Below are 17004 nucleotides of genomic sequence, written 5' to 3' on the forward strand. Positions count from 1 at the left end.
ACCGAAGCCTTCGCCCCCGCATCGACTGGCATGGTCGGCGATCCCCGTCGATCCCCCCGGCGATCCCCGTCGATCCTGGTTCGAGCGAGGGCGCGCGGGCTGGGAGACTGTCACCATGAGCGACACCACCGCCGACCGCACCGTGCTCGACGTCTGGTGCGAGCTGCAGTGCCCCGACTGCCACACCGCACTGAGAGACCTGCGCGCCCTGCGCGAGCGCTACGGCGACGCGCTGGAGCTGCGCCTGCGGCACTTCCCGCTGGAGAAGCACCGGCACGCCTATGCCGCCGCGCAGGCCGCCGAGGAGGCGGCCGAGCAGGGCAGGGGCTGGGCCTACGTGGAGGCGGTCCTGGAGCGTACGACGGAGCTGGCCGCGCGGGGTGAGCCGCTGCTGGTGGAGGTCGCCAAGGAACTCGGCCTGGATGCCGAGGAGATGGACACCGCGCTGATCGACGGCCGGCACATGCTGGTCGTGGACGCCGACCAGGCGGAGGGGAAGGCGATCGGGGTGACGGGCACCCCGACGTACGTCATCGGCGGTGAGCGGCTCGACGGCGGGAAGAGCCAGGAGGGCCTGCGCGCACGGATCGAACAGATCGCGGACCGGCTGCTGGGCCGGGAGAGCTGACCCGGTTCCGCTCCGCCCGTATGCCCGGTCAGAGCAGCTGTTTGAACAGGTGGTGCTGGGTCGCCTCGTAGCCCAGGGACTCGTACAGCCGGAGCGCCGGGGTGTTGCCGGCGAAGACGTTGAGGCCCATCCGTTCGCCGCCGGCGGCCCGGCACTGCTGCTCGGCGACCAGCATCAGCGAGCGGCCGTGGCCCTGCCCTCGGTGCTCGGCCGCAACTCCGATGTTCAACACGAAGGCGTCGAGGTCGTCGTCCGGCAGCAGCGCGGCCAGCGAGAGCCACAGGATGCCCACATCGATGCCCCGGTGCGAGAGGATCCGCAGCACGGCGTCGGGCGTACGGAGGCCGTCCGGCAGCAGGCTCGCGTGGTCGGCCTCGGACTTGGCCCGCGCCTGTTCCTCCGGGACGCCGCGCTCGATCCAGGTCTGCGCGTACGAGACCTTCGCCGTCTCCAGCCAGGCCGAGAACTCCACCTCGTTCATCGGGCGGCTCTCGCTGCCCGCGGGGAGCGCCGGCGGCTGGTCGGGGAGGCGCTTGACCATGGTGTGGTTGCTCTCGGCGTAGCCGAGGGCTTCCGCAAGCTGCCGGGCCACCACCGCACCTGCCGGTACGGTCACCTCGATCCGCCGGCAGCCCCAGCCGCGCAGCACCTCCTCCGCGGCGAGCGCGGCCACGGTCCCGCGTCCGCGCTTGCGGTCCGGCTCGTCGATGCCGAGCCGGACGATGCGGCCCACGGACGGGCCGAACCGCTGGTCCGTACTGAGGTGGATCGTGCCGACGGGCCGGCTGTTGAGACACACGTCGTACGAGCGGGACCGCAGTCCGTCCGGGCCGTGCTGTTCCGGCCCAGTGGGCCGCAGGGTGGTGGTCATCAGAGGTGTTGTACCGACTCCCCGCCTCCCCCGTCACCCGTTTTGCACGGGCGGGCTCTGTGCGTGGGCTCAGTGCGGGTCGAGGTTGGTGGCGGACCGCTCGTCGAAGATCCGCATCACCTTGGCAGTGACCGGGCCGGGGGCGCCAGGCAGCTCACGGCCGGTGTCCGCCGGACCGATGCGGTGCACGCCCTGCACATCGCGCAGCGTGGAGGTCAAGAACACCTCGTCGGCGCGCTCCAGCACCTCCAGCGGCAGGTCGACTTCCTGTGCGCCGCCCCACTCGATCACGAGCGCACGGGTGATGCCGGCGAGGCAGCCGGATGCCAGCGGCGGGGTGTACAGCTCGCCGTCGAGGACGACGAACACGTTGGACCCGGTGCCCTCGCACAGCTGCCCGACGGTGTTGGCCAGCAGCGCCTCGGTGGCGCCGTGCTCCCGTGCGCGGGCGAGTGCGACGACGTTCTCCCCGTACGAGGTGGTCTTCAGGCCGGCCAGCGCGCCGCGCTCGTTACGGGTCCAGGGCACGGTCACGACCGCGGTGGTGTCAGGCCGCCGCGTGGTCTTGCCCAGCGCGACGACCAGCGTGGGGTGCGCGGTGCCGCGGTCCGAGCCGAGCGGCGAGAGCCCGCCGGTGTAGGTGATCCGCAGCCGGCCGAGCGCCATGGGGTTGGCCTCGAGCACCGCGTCGCAGGCCCGCCGCACCTCGTCGAGGTCGGGCTCGGGCAGCCCGAGGCCGCGCGCCGAGCGGGCCAGCCGCTCCAGATGCCGGGTCAGGGCGAAGGCACGGCCCTCGGTGGCCTTGATCGTCTCGAAGACACCGTCGCCGACCGTGAGGCCGTGGTCGAGCACGGAGACCCGTGCCGCGTCGATGTCCCGCAGCGCCCCGTCGAGCCAGATCTTCACCGTTGGACTCCTCCACTCACCTGATATGCCCCCGACGCTACCGCGAGCAGCCGGGATGCCTTCAGTTCGGTCTCGGCCCACTCCCGCTCCGGGTCGGAGCCCCAGGTGATGCCCGCGCCCGTACCGAAGCGCAGCACCGGGCCTCCGCGGCCCCGCGGCAGAGGGGACTCCAGGCCGGCGCGGTCGATCCAGAAGGTGCGTATGCCCACGGCCAGCTCGCCCGTGCCACGGTCGGCGTCGACCCAGCCGATGCCGCCGCAGTACGGGCCGCGGGGCGCGGTCTCCAGCGCCTCGATGATGCTCAGTGCGCTGGACTTCGGCGCACCCGTCACCGAGCCGGGAGGAAACGTTCCGACGAGGAGCTCGGGCCAGCCCGCGCCCGGCGCCAGTTCACCGCGGACGGTGGACACCAGGTGCACCAGGCCCGGATGCTCTTCGATCGCGCACAGTGCGGGGACGGTCACGGAACCGGTCGCACACACCCGCCCCAGGTCGTTGCGGACCAGGTCGACGATCATCACGTTCTCGGCGTGGTCCTTCTCCAGCAGGTCCTCGGGCGTGCGCCCGGTGCCCTTGATCGGCCCGGACTCGACCGTCCGGCCGTTGCGCCGCAGAAAGAGCTCGGGAGAGGCGGTGGCGACCTCGACCCCGTGGGCCGGGAGCCGGACCGTACCGGCGTACGGGGCCGGGTTGCCGCGGGCCAGCAGCGCGGTCAGGGCGTCGACGTCGGCCCGCTCGGGGTCGGGCAGCGGCGCGGAGAGCACACGGCAGAGGTTGGCCTGGTACACCTCGCCCGCCGCGATGTGCTCACGGATACGCCGTACGCCCGCGGTGTAGGCGGCCCGGTCCAGGGACGACGTCCAGGCGTCGGCTGCGGGGCCGCGCCAGGCTCCGGGTAGGGGCTCGGGCACCGGCTCGCGGCGCACGTCCCCGAAGCGGGCGCACACCAGACGGCCCTCGAAGTCGGCCACCACCGCCCAGAAGCCGGCGGAGTCCAGAGCTGCGGGGTCACTGGTGACGTCGCGCAGATCAGCTGCGACGAGGTCACCGAAGCGGGCCATGGGGGCGAGGTCCTGCACGGCTGCGAGTCTAGGACGGGCGACGGGCGCGGCAGAGCGCGACGGTCACCCTCGGCCGAGCCCGTTGATCTTTCGCCAGGGCGGATGCGGGTGGACACAGCGTGCTGAGCGTCCCCTCGGACAGGGTCTGGGCGAGGTCGCTCGATGGGACACAAGTGGCTGGTGGGGCAGCACGCTGGGTAAACGGAATTTGAGCTGGCCCAGGAATCCGCTAAAGTTCAAACGTCGCCGGGACGCGGAAGCGCCTCGGAGGGGCACCTGCGGACGTGGCTCAGTTGGTAGAGCATCACCTTGCCAAGGTGAGGGTCGCGAGTTCGAATCTCGTCGTCCGCTCGACGTGGGGGATTCGTCCCCCGCAATGGTGGAGTGGCCGAGAGGCGAGGCAACGGCCTGCAAAGCCGTCTACACGGGTTCAAATCCCGTCTCCACCTCCATGGACGATTAGCTCAGCGGGAGAGCGCTTCCCTGACACGGAAGAGGTCACTGGTTCAATCCCAGTATCGTCCACTGGGGTCCGCGAGGACCTTCCCCTGGCCCTTGGTACAGGGGGCCCAGCGCGATTAGCTCAGCGGGAGAGCGCTTCCCTGACACGGAAGAGGTCACTGGTTCAATCCCAGTATCGCGCACGCGACAGCCGCACTACGTGCAGCAGCACAGAGGACGATTAGCTCAGCGGGAGAGCGCTTCCCTGACACGGAAGAGGTCACTGGTTCAATCCCAGTATCGTCCACACCGAAAGCCGGAGGGCCGGAGCGATCAGCTCCGGCCCTCCGCCGTTCGTCCTTCGGCCTGTCACGAGGAGAAGAGCAACCGGCCGAAGCCCTTGTGACCGTGGTGATGGCCATGGTGGCCGTGGTGCGAGGCGCCCCAGGCGGGCGCGGCCGGGTAGGCCTGCGGCGCGGCCGGGGGCGGGGGAGCCTGCTGCCCCCACTGCGCCTCGAGGCGGGTCAGCGACTCCAGCTCCCCGTAGTCCAGGAAGATGCCCCGGCAGCCGCTGCACTGTTCTATCTGGACACCGCTGCGGTTGTACGTGTGCATCGGCGCATGGCACTTGGGACACTGCATCGTCGGTTCAGCTCCTTGCCCGTGACGTCGGCAACGCCGGGAAATACTGCCCAGCGCGGGAGTTCACCCTATCTGTCGGGTGTTGCCGGATGGGAGCCGGACGATACGAGAACATGCGTCGACCAGCGCTTGGTCGACCTCGTCGGGCGCGCGGCGCTCGGCGGCCGCCCTGGCGAGCGCGAGCGCGGCGGACTGGACGGTCAGCGCGCGGGCGGGAATGTCGAGGGCGTCCCAGGGGTCGCCGTCGGGGGGTACGGCGCGGCCGCCGGCAGCCCGGTAGGCGGCGAGGAAACGCGCCCAGGCGTCGGGGGCGAGCAGGCCCGCCGCGTACCAGGCGGCCGGCCGCGCGAGGTCCCACGCCGGGTTGCCGGGGCCGAGATCGTCAACGTCGATCAGCAGCCACGGGCCGTCGGGACATGGGTGCCTGACGAGCTGTCCGAGATGCAGATCGCCGTGGCAGAGCACCTCGCCGGGCGGCGGATCGCCCTCCCCGCGGGCCCAGGGCGGCAGGCTGGACCACGCACGCAGGACGGTCCGCGCTGCTGCCGTCGGCTCACCTGCCGCGCGCAGGCGGGCGGCGGCCCGGGCGACCTTGGCCGGGCCGCGCATGGGCGGCAGCGGCCCGGGAAGCTCAGCCAGGCATACGGCGTGCAGCCGGGCGAGGAGAGCCGCCGCAGGCTCCCAGGGGGCCGCGCCCGGGTCGTCGGGTGCGACGGGCTTGCCGAGCGGCCACAGGGTCGCCGACCGGCCGTCGTGGAGCGCGTCGAGGAGGCTGCCGTCGGCGGACAGCGGCAGGGGCGGCAGGAAGATGCCGTCGAGGAGCGGATGCGCGGCCACGCGGAGGCGGGCGGCCAGCTGGGCCGGATCGGTGCCAGGCGCGTGGGCCTTGGAGACGATGGAGCCGACGCGGACGACGGTGGAGTCGTTCCGGTCGGCGAGCACGACGGCCTCGCCGGCCGGGCCGCTTTGCGCGGGGATGCGGCCGCTCGGCGCCGAGCGGCGGAGGGCCGGCTCGCGGCCGTGCACCGCCATGCCGGCGAGCACCGCCAGCCGGCCGGTGAGCGAAGCGGTCATGGGTCCCCCTGGGTTGTACGGGCGATCCACCCGGGCCGCTGTCCGCGCGCCGGGACGGATCGTACGCGCCCGCCCACACCGGGCGCGGTCCCGGGCGGCCGTGGCCCGGGAGCGAACAACAGCGGCGCACGGCCCGATGCGCAGCCGGGCCCTGCCCGTAGCCGCAGCCGGGCAGGCGAAGCCCGGACAGCTCCCCAGCTGTCCGGGCATTCGTGCCGTCCGTCCGCCGTACCCCCGTCCCCACGGGGTTGATGGCCGGAGGCTCCCCAGCTGTCCCCCAGCTGCTGCTGGGGTCCGGGGTGTCCTCAACCCGGGCCGCTCTCCCGGGCCTGGGGCGACGTTCAGTGCCCCAGCATTCCGGCCACGGACGACGCCTGTGTGACAACGGCATCCCAGCCGCCGAAGGCAACCGCGAACAGAGCCGCCAGAGGCAGCACCATCGCGGCCGCGACCAGTGGGTGACGCGTACCGGACCGCCGGACGCCGAACGCGGCAACCGCCTTGCCCCGCCGCGACGCCCGTATGACCGCTCGCCGCGCCATGCCCGCCATGACCCCGCTCCCGCTTCCCCGTTGTCTCCCCCGGCTTTCGCTGCGAGGTGCCCCCGAAGGTTCCTCCCGAAGGTGCCTTCACAGACGCCTCCGGGAGTGCCCGCATCTGGGGCGGCGGACGTTTGACCTCGGGGGACGAGTACGGCGCCCGCCGCTTGACCTCAACACTAGGCGGGCGACACGGGCCCGGCGTCATGCCGTCGTATCGATCACGCGGCCTCCCGGAGGATGAGGACGGCGAGCCTCGTGTACTCCCCTGGGTGGAGATCTGCCACTAGTCCCGTCCTTCGCACATGGCTTTGTGATGACCGTTGGTGACCGGCGCGGGGCTGGCTCGTCGGTTGGGGTATGGCTGTCATATCGGGTCGGCCCCAGCATCGGGCTCGGCGGGGGCGGGCGGAGTTGGTGGTGCCCCGGGTGGTGGCCAAGCGGCTGGCCGCGCTGCCGGTGGTCGCGGACTTCTGCCGCCGGCTGGACATCGCCGGGATCATCGACCGGCTCTGCCCGGTCAGGGACGTGGCCCGTTTATCGCACGGCGAGGTGATCGAGGCGCTGGTCGCCAATCGGCTCACCGCTCCGGCGCCTTTGCAGCACATCACCGCCTGGGCGGAGGAGTGGGCGGTCGAGGAGGTCTTCGGGATCCAGGCGGAGGCGCTCAATGACGACCGGATCGCCCGTGCGCTGGACGCCATCGCCCCGGAACTGGAAGCCATCACCGGCTCGGTCGGCGCAGCCGCGATCGCCGCGTTCGGCCTGGATGTCTCCCGCCTGCACTGGGACATGACCTCCATCTCCCTGCACGGCGCTTTCGATGACGTCGAGGAGAACTTCCCCGCTCCGCGCTGGGGTCGTCCCAAGGACCGCCGCGCGGATCTGAAGCAGGTACAGACCGGGCTTGCGGTCACCGGGGACGGCGGGGTACCGGTCTTCCACCGTGCCTACGACGGCGGCGCTGCCGAGGTCGCCCAGGTCACCGCCGCCATGACCGCGCTGAAGCAGATCGCTTCCGAGCGGGACTTCCTGCTGGTCGGCGACTGCAAACTGATCTCGTACGGCAACGTCGCCGCGATGATGGCCGCCGGGGTGTCGTTCGTCGCCCCGCTGGCCAAGAGCCTGTGCCCCACCGAGCTGTTCGCCTCCTTGAACCTCGCCCAGGCCCGGCCGGTGGACTACACCGCCGACCGCGACGCCGCCAAACCACCCGAACAGCGTGGTGCCTACCGCGTACTGGAAGACACCATGGACCTGGCCGGACGCCGCAAGAGCGACCCGGTGCTGCCCCTGCGCCGGGTGCTGGTCCACTCCACCGCCAACGCCGCCGGCCAGCAGGCCGCCCGCGCCCGCAGGCTCGCCAAAGCAGCCGAGGACCTCGACACCCTGGCCCGCACCGCCGGCACCCGGCACCGCCCCACCACCGGGGCAGTGGCCAAACGCGCCACCGAAATCCTGCGCACCCGCAAAGTCGGCACTGTGGTGAACACCCAGGTCACCGCCGACCCCGCAACCGGCAGACCCGCGTTCACCTGGAGCTTCGACCAGCAGGCCCTCGACGCGGAGGCCGCCGCCGACGGCTGGTACGCACTGCTGACCAACCTCGACCCGGCCCGGGCCGACGCAGCCGAGGCCCTGATCCGCTACAAGGGCCAGCAGGTCGTCGAGCGCCGATACGGCGACTTCAAAGGCCCGCTCGCCGTCGCGCCGATGTTCCTCAAGCACAACCGGCGCATCGCCGCCCTGGTCACCGTGATCTGTCTGGCCCTGCTGATCTTCTGCCTGGTCGAGCGGCAGGTCCGCCAGGCCCTGGGATCCGAGCGTGAAATCCGCGGCTTCCACACCGACAACCGTGCCAGCCGCCCCACCGGCCGACTGATCTTCACCGCCCTCGGCCGACTCCAGCTCATCCCCGGGACGAGCACCGACCCACCACAAGTCCCCCTCCCTCAAGGCATCCAAGCCCGATTACTCGAACTACTGGACGTCGACCCGACCAGACCTCGGTACCTGGACCCATCCACCCTCACCTGCGAAATACGGGACTAGTCGTCGGGGTCTTTCCGGAGGGGACCGTCGTTGCCTTCGGCTCCGGTCCTGGGCATCGGTTGCTCAACCAGCGCCAGAACACGGTTGGCCATGAAGCGCGCGGTGCGCACGACCGTGCCGTTGCGGGTGACTTCGCTCACTTCCACCACTCCCCTCCGCACCGCCGTCTCCACCCGGCGCCCTGCCCGCGCCGCGACCACTTCGTACGTCCGTGTCGTGTCCCCTGCGTCAACGACTATCTCCACGCGATCACCCTTCACCGACTCAATCCCCCTTCTACGCCGGATGGTTGAGCTCTCGCCGGGAGCCGGAGGCCACGTGATGCGGTGTGCCCCCGGTCCACTCTTCGAGGATCCCACCCGCCACTGACAATCCGTTGGCCGACGCATGCGCGGCCTATGAGCACCACGGGCCGTCAATCCGTAAGCTGTGCCCCGTCAGACGACCGGCAGTGTGGAGTGGGGCCTCCCCACCGGAGGTAGGGGACATGGCGATGATGCGGCTCCGGCGCGAGGACCCGCGTGTCGTCGGCTCGTTCAGGCTCCACAGGCGACTGGGAGCCGGCGGCATGGGCGTGGTGTACCTCGGCTCGGACCGGCGTGGGCAGCGCGTGGCGCTGAAGGTGATCCGGCCGGATCTGGCGGAGGATCAGGAGTTCCGGTCGCGGTTCGCCCGGGAGGTGTCGGCGGCCCGGCGGATCCGCGGCGGCTGTACGGCGCGCCTGGTCGCTGCCGATCTCGAAGCCGACCGGCCATGGTTCGCCACCCAGTACGTGCCGGGTCCCTCGCTGCACGACAAGGTCGCCGAGGAGGGCCCGCTGTCCGCGGCCCGGACGGCGTCGGTCGGAGCGGCCCTGGCCGAGGGCCTGGTGGCCGTACACGAGGCCGGTGTCGTGCACCGCGACCTGAAGCCGTCGAACATTCTGCTGTCCCCCAAGGGCCCGCGCATCATCGACTTCGGCATCGCCTGGGCGACCGGCGCCAGCACGCTGACGCATGTCGGTACGGCTGTCGGATCGCCCGGCTTTCTCGCGCCGGAGCAGGTCCGTGGTGCGGCCGTGACCCCGGCCACCGATGTCTTCGCTTTCGGCGCCACCCTCGCCTACTGTGCCACGGGCGACTCGCCCTTCGGTCAGGGCAGTTCGGAGGTCATGCTCTACCGCGTGGTGCACGAGGAGCCGCAGTTGGACAGCGTCCCCGACGCGTTGGCGCCGCTGATCCAGGCCTGCCTCGCCAAGGATCCCGAGGACCGGCCGAGCACCCTGCAGTTGTCGCTTCGGCTCAAGGAGATCGCGGCGCGCGAGGCGCACGGGATGGCCGAAGGACACCTCACCGGCCCACGGCCGGGTTCCCCGGTGACGGACTCCCGAGGACCGGCTCCGCGCCCGACCGGGCGGCTCCCTGAGGAGTACGCGCAGCAGCGCACGGACCGGCGCGCGGCCGGGAATTCCGCGCCCCGCTCCAAGGCGGCCGGATCCCCGGTGCCCCGCTCCCAGGCGCCACGCGCCTCCACCCCTCGTACGGGGTCGCGGCCGGAGCCCCGCCCGGGGGCGCGTTCAGCGGGCCGCACGCCCCCCGCGCGCAACACCCCCCGCGCGAACGGCCGCGCGGGCGCTCGGCCGCATCCCCGTACGACAGCGGTCGGACGACGACCCGGCGGTGGTCCCGACCGGCGACTGCTGCGCCAGCGGCTGATCGTCTTCGTCACGGTGACCGCGCTGGTGGCGCTGGGCATCGCGGCAGCTCAGGGCTGCCAAGGGCCGACGCGGCCGTCCCTGCTGGATCAGCACACGCCTGTGGCCACCGGCTCCCCCGCTCCCGGTCAACCTCGAGACCGATGAAGCGCCGGGCCGGTGACGGGCCGACCGCTACCGAGCACAAAAGTATGACGAAGCGTCATCGTCAGTGCCGCTGACGGCCCGTTGCCACCGCGTAGAAGGCAACCGCCGCCGCGGCACCCACATTGAGCGAGTCGACGCCGTGCGCCATGGGGATGCGCACCCACTCGTCGGCGGCCACCAGCGCCTGCGTGGACAGCCCGTCGCCCTCTGCTCCGAGCATCAGCGCCATCCGCTCCAGCCGGTGCGGGGCGGCCTCGTCGATGGCGGTGGCCTTCTCGTCCGGGGTGAGGGCGAGCAGCTTGAACCCTGCTTCGCGTACCGCCTCCAGACCCCGCGGCCAGGTTTCCAGCCGTGCGTACGGGACGGAGAACACGGCGCCCATCGAGACCTTCACCGACCGCCGGTAGAGCGGATCGGCGCAGTCCGGGGACAGCAGCACCGCATCCATGCCAAGGGCCGCCGCGCTGCGGAAGATCGCACCGATGTTCGTGTGGTCGTTCACGGCCTCCATGACCACGACGCGGCGGGCGTCGACCAGCAGCTCGGCGGCCGTCGGAAGCGGCTTGCGCTGCATGGAGGCCAGGGCACCGCGGTGCACATGGTAGCCGGTCACCTGCTCGGCGAGCTCCGGGCTGACCGCGTAGACCGGCGCCGGAACCTCGTCGATCACATCCCGCATCACATCGACCCACTTCGCCGAGAGCAGCATCGAGCGCATCTCGTATCCCGCGTGCTTTGCACGCCGGATCACCTTCTCGCCTTCGGCGATGAACAGGCCTTCGGCGGGCTCTCGCTTGCGGCGGAGTTCCACGTCGGTCAGGCCCGTGTAGTCGCGCAGACGGGGGTCCTCGGGGTCATCGACAGTGATGAGTTCGGCCACAGGGTGATACTGCCTTGTCCTGGATACGGTGCCAACGGCGCTCAGCCCCGGGCCGGCCGGCCCAGGGCGGAAGGGGTTACCGGCGGTTACCTCGCCCGGTCAGCCTCGGTCTTTGCACGTTCATTGTCCGTCATCACCGTTCAGAGCCGTCCTCGGGCAGCGTGCGCTCGCTCAGGCTTGTCCCTGGTCAGGCCGCTCGGGGCCGACCACGACGACCTCTCCGACGACCACGACCGCGGGCGGCCGTACGCCCTCCCGCCGCACCGTCTCCGCGACGGTCGCCAGCGTGGCGTCGACTCGGCGCTGTGCGGCCGTGGTGCCCTCCTGGATGACCGCCACGGGGGTGTCGGCGGCCCGGCCGTACCGGACCAGCGCCTCGGCGATCGCACCGATCCGCTCGACCGCCATGAGCATCACCAGCGTGCCGCGGAGCTGGGCGAGGGCCTCCCAGTCGACGAGCGACCGCGGGTCATCGGGAGCGACATGGCCGCTGACGACGGTGAACTCATGGGCGACTCCGCGGTGGGTGACCGGGATGCCCACGGCGCCGGGGACGCTGATGGAGCTGGAGATGCCCGGCACGACGGTGCAGGGGATGCCCGCCTCGGCCAGCGCCTCGATCTCTTCCATGCCGCGGCCGAAGACGAACGGGTCGCCGCCCTTGAGCCGGACGACCGCCTTGCCTGCCTTCGCATGCTCGATCAGCGCGTTGTTGATGGCCTCCTGGGCCATGTAGCGGCCATAGGGGATCTTCGCCGCGTCGATGACCTCCACGTGCGGCGGGAGTTCGTCCAGCAGATCGCGCGGGCCCAGACGGTCGGCGATGACGACGTCCGCCTCGGCGAGCAGACGGCGGCCGCGTACGGTGATCAGATCCGGGTCGCCGGGCCCCCCGCCCACCAGCGCGACGCCGGGGGTCCGGGTGCGGTGGCGGGGCGCGGTGAGGGTGCCGTCGCGCAGGCCCTCGACGATCGCGTCGCGGACGGCGGCGGACCGGCGCGGGTCGCGGCCGGTCAGGACGGCGACGGTCACGCCCTCGCTGCGCCCGGTGGCCGGCGTCCAGGCGGTGGCCTCCTCGGCGTCGTCGCTGCGTACGCACCACACGCGGCGGGCGTCGGCCTCGGCGGAAGCCGCCGCGTTGGCCTCCGGGTCGTTGGTGGTGACCAGCGCGTACCAGGCGTCCGCGAGGTCGCCGTCCCGGTACGGGCGGCGCTCCCAGCGCAGTTCGCCCGCCTCGGCCATCGCCTCGACGGAGGGGGTCGCGGACGGGGCGATCACCAGCACGTCGGCCCCTGCGGCGAGCAGCCCCGGCAGCCGCCGCTGAGCGACCTGCCCCGCGCCGAGCACGACGACGCGGCGCCCGGCGAGACGCAGTCCGACGGGGTAGGCGGGGTGCGGCTGCGCGGTCGCGGCTGCGTTGTCGGTCATGGCCGTGCGGCTCCTCGTACGTGCGGAAGGGGGAAACAGGGGGCTGCTTGCCGCTTCGGCGCTGGAGCGGCGGGGAGGCATTACGGGCGGCGGGCCCTGCGGACACCCTACGGGGCCAGGCCCCTCACGTGCTGTCTTGCGGATCACTGCGGGATCCGGTCACCCTTTGCCTCCGGCGCGGCCACCGGGGTTTCCGGCCCGGGCGCCGCTCGTCGCGGGCTCGATGCGCCCTGGTGCGCCTTGATGCGCGGCTCGGAGCGGGTCGGGCCGCCTGGCTGCTGGTGCGGCGCTGCCGGGGCCTGCGGGATGGGGAGCCCGGGCTGCGCATCCTCGGGCCTGGCGGCCCTGGACCCGCTTTTTACGTCCAGGACCCCATCCCTACGACCCCGTCGCCTCCCGTCCGTACCCGGCACCCGGCTGCCGCCCTGAAGCCTCATTGCCTGGGGCAGGCATGTCCGTGCCACGGGCGAACCCCTGTGCGGCCGCTTCCCATCGCCGGCGCCGGCGGGATCGTCCGCGAACTGGCTGATGGCAACCACCGGTTCGTGGCCGGTCCGCAGCTGCCGAAGGGCCGACAGCGGCACGTAGCCGTGAATGCCTGGTGGGGCACCATGGGCGGGCCTCGCGGCTCGTGCGCCCGGTCACGCCGCGCATCTCAGGCGGGCGGCCACCCCAGTCACAAGGCCAGGTGTTCGCGCAACTGCAGCGCGATCGCGGTGGCCCCGTCGGCGGCACCCCGGCCCGTCCCGCACGGGCGAGCGGGCCGGGGCCCGGTACGGCCTCAGGCCTTTTCCGTGACGCCCGCCGAGTCGAACGTCGCCACCTCGTGCATCGCCCGCGCAGCGCTCTGCACCACGGGCAGCGCCAGCAGCGCGCCCGTACCCTCGCCGAGCCGCAGGTCGAGGTCGATCAGCGGACGCAGACCCAGCTTGGTGAGGGCGGCGACATGCCCGGGCTCCGCGCTCCGGTGGCCGGCGATGCACGCCGCCAGCACCTCCGGGGCGATCGCCCGCGCCACCAGCGCGGCCGCGCCGGCGCTGACACCGTCCAGGATGACCGGCGTACGCAGCGACGCGCCGCCGAGCAGGAGGCCGACGATCGCCGCGTGCTCCAGGCCACCGACCGCTGCCAGGACGCCGATCGGGTCCGCCGGGTCCGGCCGGTGCAGTTCGAGGGCCCGGCGCACCACGTCCACCTTGCGGGCATGCGTCTCGTCGTTGATGCCCGTGCCCCGCCCGGTGACCTCCGCCGGGTCCTGGCCGGTGTAGACGGAGATCAATGCGGCCGAGACCGTCGTGTTGGCGATGCCCATCTCACCGGTCAGAAGCGCCTTGTTGCCGGCGGCGACGAGGTCGCGAGCGGTTTCGATGCCCACCTCGATGGCGCGCAGTACGTCCTCACGGGACAGCGCGGGGCCGGTGGTGAAGTCGTCCGTTCCGGCCCGCACCTTACGGGGCAGCAGCCCGGGTGTGCTGGGCAGTTCGCCCGCGACGCCGACGTCGACCACGCACACCTCGGCACCGACTTGATGGGCGAAGGCGTTGCACACCGCGCCGCCGCCCAGGAAGTTGGCCACCATCTGGGCGGTGACCTCCTGCGGCCAAGGGGTCACGCCCTGGGCGTGCACCCCGTGGTCGCCCGCGAAGATCGCCACCGCGGCCGGCTCCGGCACGGGCGGCGGGCACTTCCGGGAGAGCCCGCTCAGCTGCGCGGAGATGATCTCCAGCATGCCGAGCGCACCGGCCGGCTTCGTCATCCGCTTCTGCCGCTCCCACGCCTCGCCCAGCGCCTTCGCGTCCAGCGGGCGGATCCCCTGCAGCGTCTCGGCGAGCAGGTCGTGCGGCTGCTCGCCGGGCAGCGCCCGACGGCCGTACGTCTCCTCGTGGACGACCCAGGACAGCGGGCGCCGCTTGGACCAGCCCGCCTGCATCAGCTCGGGCTCCTCCGGGAACTCGTCGACGTAACCGACGCAGAGGTAGGCGACGACCTCCAGGTGCTCCGGCAGACCCAGTGCCCGGACCATCTCACGCTCGTCGAAGAAGCTGACCCAGCCCACACCCAGGCCTTCGGCCCGCGCCGCGAGCCAGAGGTTCTCGACGGCGAGTGCCGAGGAGTACGGCGCCATCTGCGGCTGCGTGTACCGGCCGAGGGTGTGCCGGCCACCACGGGTCGGGTCGGCGGTGACCACGATGTTCACCGGGGTGTCGAGGATCGCCTCGATCTTCAGTTCCTTGAACTGCTTCGCCCGGCTCTTGGGCAGCGACTTGGCGTACGCCTCGCGCTGCCGCATGGCCAGCTCGTGCATCGTCCGCCGGGTCTCCTCGGAACGGATGACGACGAAGTCCCAGGGCTGGGAGTGCCCGACGCTGGGCGCGGTGTGCGCGGCTTCCAGAACGCGGAGCAGCACCTCGTGCGGGATCGGGTCGCTGCGGAAGCCGTTACGGATGTCGCGGCGCTCACGCATGACGCGCAGGACGGCCGCGCGTTCGGCGTCGTCGTACCCCGGAGCTCGCATTCCCGGCTCGTCGGGCATCCCTTCCTGTGGGTCCTCCTGGAAGGCTGCCTCGGCCCGCGGCGTCGCCTCGGGCGCCGGCTCCGACGCGTCAGCCGACTGCGGCTCTGCTGCCTCGGTTACGGACTCGGCGGCGTCCGGCTGAGCGGCAGCCGTGGGGACCTCGAACGGGGCCTGCTCCACAGCGTTCCCCTTTACATCGGCGAGAGCGGCGGCGGGCTGCTCCGGTTGCACGGGCTGCTCCGGCCCCGCCAGGGGCTGCTCAAGCTGCTCGAGTTCGGTCGGCTCGGGCTCGCCCTGGCCGGGGACGGCCTCGGGCTGAGCTTCGGGCGCGGGCCAGACCTCCGGCCCGACCGGCCCGGAGGCGGGCTGCTCCTGCGCGGGCGGAAGCGGTGCCTGCTCGAAGGGTTGCGCGGCGGCATCGGCCGGGGCGGACGGTTCGGCGGCAGCGTGCTGCGGCATCTGGTTCGCTCCAGCCTCGGCCGCCGCCGTCTCCGGCTGGGCGGCAGGGTCCGGCAGCGCTTCGGGGGACGGCGGCATCTGCTGTGGGTCCGCGGGGGTCGCGGCAGCGACCGGCTCAGCGGTCTGCCCGGCGTCCGGGGCCGCAGCGGCCTCCGGGGTCTGGCAGGCCGGGGTCTCGGAGGCGGCTGCCAACGCGTCTGCCTGGCCGGCGACCTGCTCCGGCGCGGCGCGAACCGTGGCATCGGCGGCCGGTTGCTCGACCGGCGCCACCGGTGCCGGCGCCGGCACCGGTTCGGTGGCCTGCGGCGGGAACTCGGCCGGTCCGGGCGCGGCTACCGGGTCGACCGGCTGTGCCGCGACCGGCTGCGGGGCGTGCTCCTGCGGTGCCTGATCCGGCAGTCCATGGCCCTGAGCCGCGTGGTCCTGAACTGCATGGCCCTGCCCGGCCGGCGCCGCGGATGCGTCACCGTGCGGGACCTGCTCGGGCTGAGGCGCCCAGGCCCCGCCTTGCGGCGGGATCTCGGCCAGCTGCGGACCGGGCAGCGGAGCACCAGACGCCTCCGCGTACGCGGGCTCGGCGGGAGCTTCCTCGCCCGGCACGTCCAGGTACTCCGGGCCAGTGGTCGGCGGTCCGGCCTGCGGAGCCGCCTGCGTGGCGGGGCCCCGGTCGGAGAGGGACCGTACGACTCCGCTGGTGTTCTCCGGCACCGGCGGGCCCAGATGCCGCGGGCGCCCGGGCGCGGTGGCCGCCGATGAGGGCCCCGCAACCGGCTGTGGAGCCACGGGCTGTGGTGTGGTCGGGTGCGGAATCCGTACGGCGCCGTACTCGATGGAGCCCGAGTCACGGCCACCGGTCTCGTGCGCACCGGCCTGATGTATTCCGTGTTCGTAGCCTCCGTGAGCCGCCAGGTGCGACTCCCCGTACGCCTCCGGCTGCGGCTGTACGTGCACCGCCTCCGGCTGCGGCTGTACGTGCACCGCCTGCGCGTGCGCCTCCGGCTGATGCTCCGGCTGCGGCTGTACGTGCACCGCCTGCGCGTGCGCCTCCGGCTGATGCTCCGGCTGCGGCTGTACATGCACCGCCTGCGCATGGGCCTCCGGCTGATGCTCCGGCTGCGGCTGTACATGCACCGCCTGCGCATGGGCCTCCGGCTGAGCGGGGTACTGCGGCTGCACCGGCATCTGTGCTTGCTGCTGGTCGCTCCACGCCCCTTGCGCTCCCGGCATCAGCAGCAGATCGTCTTCCTCGACCGCGTGCTCCGCCGGCTCGTGGTACGCGTACGCACCCTGAGCCGGGATGCCCGGCTGCTCCGACAGGCCGCCGCCCACAGGGGCAGAGGGAGCCGCGTAGTGCGGCATCTCCTGCTGTCCGCCTGCGTTCTCCGGCAGTCCCTCGCCCGGGATCTGGCCGGTGTCAGTCATGCGTACCCCTCGCCCATCGGTAATGCTCCTTCCAACCGCTCGTCCGGCGCGCCCGGCCGCGGCGCAGCGACCGGCCCCTCGGACCCGCCCCTCGGAACAACGAGCGTGTGCGCCGCGCGGCACGTCGTACGTCCCCCGCCCGTCGTACCGCGCGCCCCGCTTGCCCTCAACCCTGAGGCGCAGAATGGACATTGAGCGGCAAAACACCGAACGTCCCGGGGCGGTACAACGGTGCGCCAGCCTACC

At 72.5% G+C, this 17004-nt stretch carries 13 protein-coding genes and 5 tRNA genes; 8 read left to right on the forward strand and 10 right to left on the reverse strand.

From position 1 onward, the window contains the following. The first annotated feature begins 115 nt into the window (after positions 1 to 115). Positions 116 to 628, forward strand: a complete 513-nt coding sequence (locus tag ACY34J_RS05495) for a DsbA family protein (protein WP_462725607.1) — start codon at positions 116 to 118, stop codon at positions 626 to 628. Between the two features lie 28 nt (positions 629 to 656). Here ACY34J_RS05495 and ACY34J_RS05500 read toward each other — a convergent pair whose 3' ends face one another. The 3 genes from ACY34J_RS05500 to ACY34J_RS05510 all read right to left on the reverse strand — a co-directional run bounded on the left by ACY34J_RS05500 (position 657) and on the right by ACY34J_RS05510 (position 3484). Further along, positions 657 to 1499 carry a GNAT family N-acetyltransferase gene (locus ACY34J_RS05500; RefSeq protein WP_462725606.1) on the reverse strand — a complete coding sequence of 281 codons (843 nt, stop codon included), beginning with the start codon at positions 1497 to 1499 and terminating at the stop codon, positions 657 to 659. A 69-nt stretch (positions 1500 to 1568) separates the two neighbouring features. Further along, the gene (locus tag ACY34J_RS05505; RefSeq protein ID WP_462725605.1) at positions 1569 to 2405 is read right to left on the reverse strand and encodes an aminotransferase class IV; all 837 of its coding nucleotides are present in this window, start codon (positions 2403 to 2405) and stop codon (positions 1569 to 1571) included. Next, positions 2402 to 3484 (reverse strand): chorismate-binding protein, encoded by a 1083-nt coding sequence (locus ACY34J_RS05510; protein ID WP_462725604.1) that lies wholly within the window; start codon positions 3482 to 3484, stop codon positions 2402 to 2404. The genes ACY34J_RS05505 and ACY34J_RS05510 overlap by 4 nt, the downstream gene beginning before the upstream one ends. Before the next feature lie 260 nt (positions 3485 to 3744). On the opposite strand from ACY34J_RS05510, the gene ACY34J_RS05515 reads away from it, so the two are divergent. The 5 genes from ACY34J_RS05515 (at position 3745) to ACY34J_RS05535 (ending at position 4214) form a co-directional block, all read left to right on the forward strand. Next, a tRNA-Gly gene (locus tag ACY34J_RS05515) sits at positions 3745 to 3817 on the forward strand. A gap of 27 nt (positions 3818 to 3844) precedes the next feature. After that, positions 3845 to 3918, forward strand: a tRNA-Cys gene (locus ACY34J_RS05520). Between the two features lies 1 nt (position 3919). Next, positions 3920 to 3991: transfer RNA gene (locus tag ACY34J_RS05525), tRNA-Val, on the forward strand. Positions 3992 to 4038: 47 nt separating this feature from the next. After that, positions 4039 to 4110, forward strand: a tRNA-Val gene (locus ACY34J_RS05530). Between the two features lie 32 nt (positions 4111 to 4142). Then, positions 4143 to 4214, forward strand: a tRNA-Val gene (locus tag ACY34J_RS05535). Between the two features lie 62 nt (positions 4215 to 4276). On the opposite strand, the gene ACY34J_RS05540 is transcribed toward ACY34J_RS05535, so the two are convergent. From ACY34J_RS05540 to ACY34J_RS05550, 3 genes are all read right to left on the reverse strand, one after another. Next, entirely contained in the window at positions 4277 to 4549 is a 273-nt protein-coding gene (locus ACY34J_RS05540; RefSeq protein ID WP_462725603.1) for a TFIIB-type zinc ribbon-containing protein, read from the reverse strand. 63 nt (positions 4550 to 4612) lie between these two features. Beyond that, the gene (locus tag ACY34J_RS05545) at positions 4613 to 5623 is read right to left on the reverse strand and encodes a phosphotransferase (protein WP_462725602.1); all 1011 of its coding nucleotides are present in this window, start codon (positions 5621 to 5623) and stop codon (positions 4613 to 4615) included. 341 nt (positions 5624 to 5964) lie between these two features. Further along, entirely contained in the window at positions 5965 to 6174 is a 210-nt protein-coding gene (locus ACY34J_RS05550; RefSeq protein ID WP_462725601.1) for a hypothetical protein, read from the reverse strand. Positions 6175 to 6582: 408 nt separating this feature from the next. Here ACY34J_RS05550 and ACY34J_RS05555 point away from each other — a divergent pair, with 408 nt between their 5' ends. After that, positions 6583 to 8214, forward strand: a complete 1632-nt coding sequence (locus ACY34J_RS05555; protein ID WP_462725600.1) for an IS1634 family transposase — start codon at positions 6583 to 6585, stop codon at positions 8212 to 8214. Here ACY34J_RS05555 and ACY34J_RS05560 read toward each other — a convergent pair. Then, positions 8211 to 8474 (reverse strand): hypothetical protein, encoded by a 264-nt coding sequence (locus tag ACY34J_RS05560; protein WP_462725599.1) that lies wholly within the window; start codon positions 8472 to 8474, stop codon positions 8211 to 8213. The two genes, ACY34J_RS05555 and ACY34J_RS05560, sit on opposite strands and share 4 nt — an antisense overlap. A 227-nt stretch (positions 8475 to 8701) precedes the next feature. On the opposite strand from ACY34J_RS05560, the gene ACY34J_RS05565 reads away from it, so the two are divergent. After that, on the forward strand, positions 8702 to 10054 hold the full coding sequence (locus tag ACY34J_RS05565; RefSeq protein WP_462725598.1) for a serine/threonine-protein kinase: 1353 nt from the start codon (positions 8702 to 8704) through the stop codon (positions 10052 to 10054). 61 nt (positions 10055 to 10115) lie between these two features. Here ACY34J_RS05565 and ACY34J_RS05570 read toward each other — a convergent pair whose 3' ends face one another. The 3 genes from ACY34J_RS05570 to cobT form a co-directional block, all read right to left on the reverse strand. Next, the gene (locus ACY34J_RS05570; RefSeq protein WP_462725597.1) at positions 10116 to 10934 is read right to left on the reverse strand and encodes a TrmH family RNA methyltransferase; all 819 of its coding nucleotides are present in this window, start codon (positions 10932 to 10934) and stop codon (positions 10116 to 10118) included. 171 nt (positions 10935 to 11105) lie between these two features. Continuing rightward, a complete protein-coding gene (gene cobA / locus ACY34J_RS05575; protein WP_462725596.1) occupies positions 11106 to 12362 on the reverse strand; it encodes a uroporphyrinogen-III C-methyltransferase in 1257 nt (418 codons plus the stop codon). A gap of 781 nt (positions 12363 to 13143) precedes the next feature. Continuing rightward, a complete protein-coding gene (cobT, locus tag ACY34J_RS05580) occupies positions 13144 to 16758 on the reverse strand; it encodes a nicotinate-nucleotide--dimethylbenzimidazole phosphoribosyltransferase (protein WP_462725595.1) in 3615 nt (1204 codons plus the stop codon). Positions 16759 to 17004 lie beyond the last annotated feature (246 nt).

Source organism: Streptomyces sp. HSS9-12, assembly GCF_054963655.1.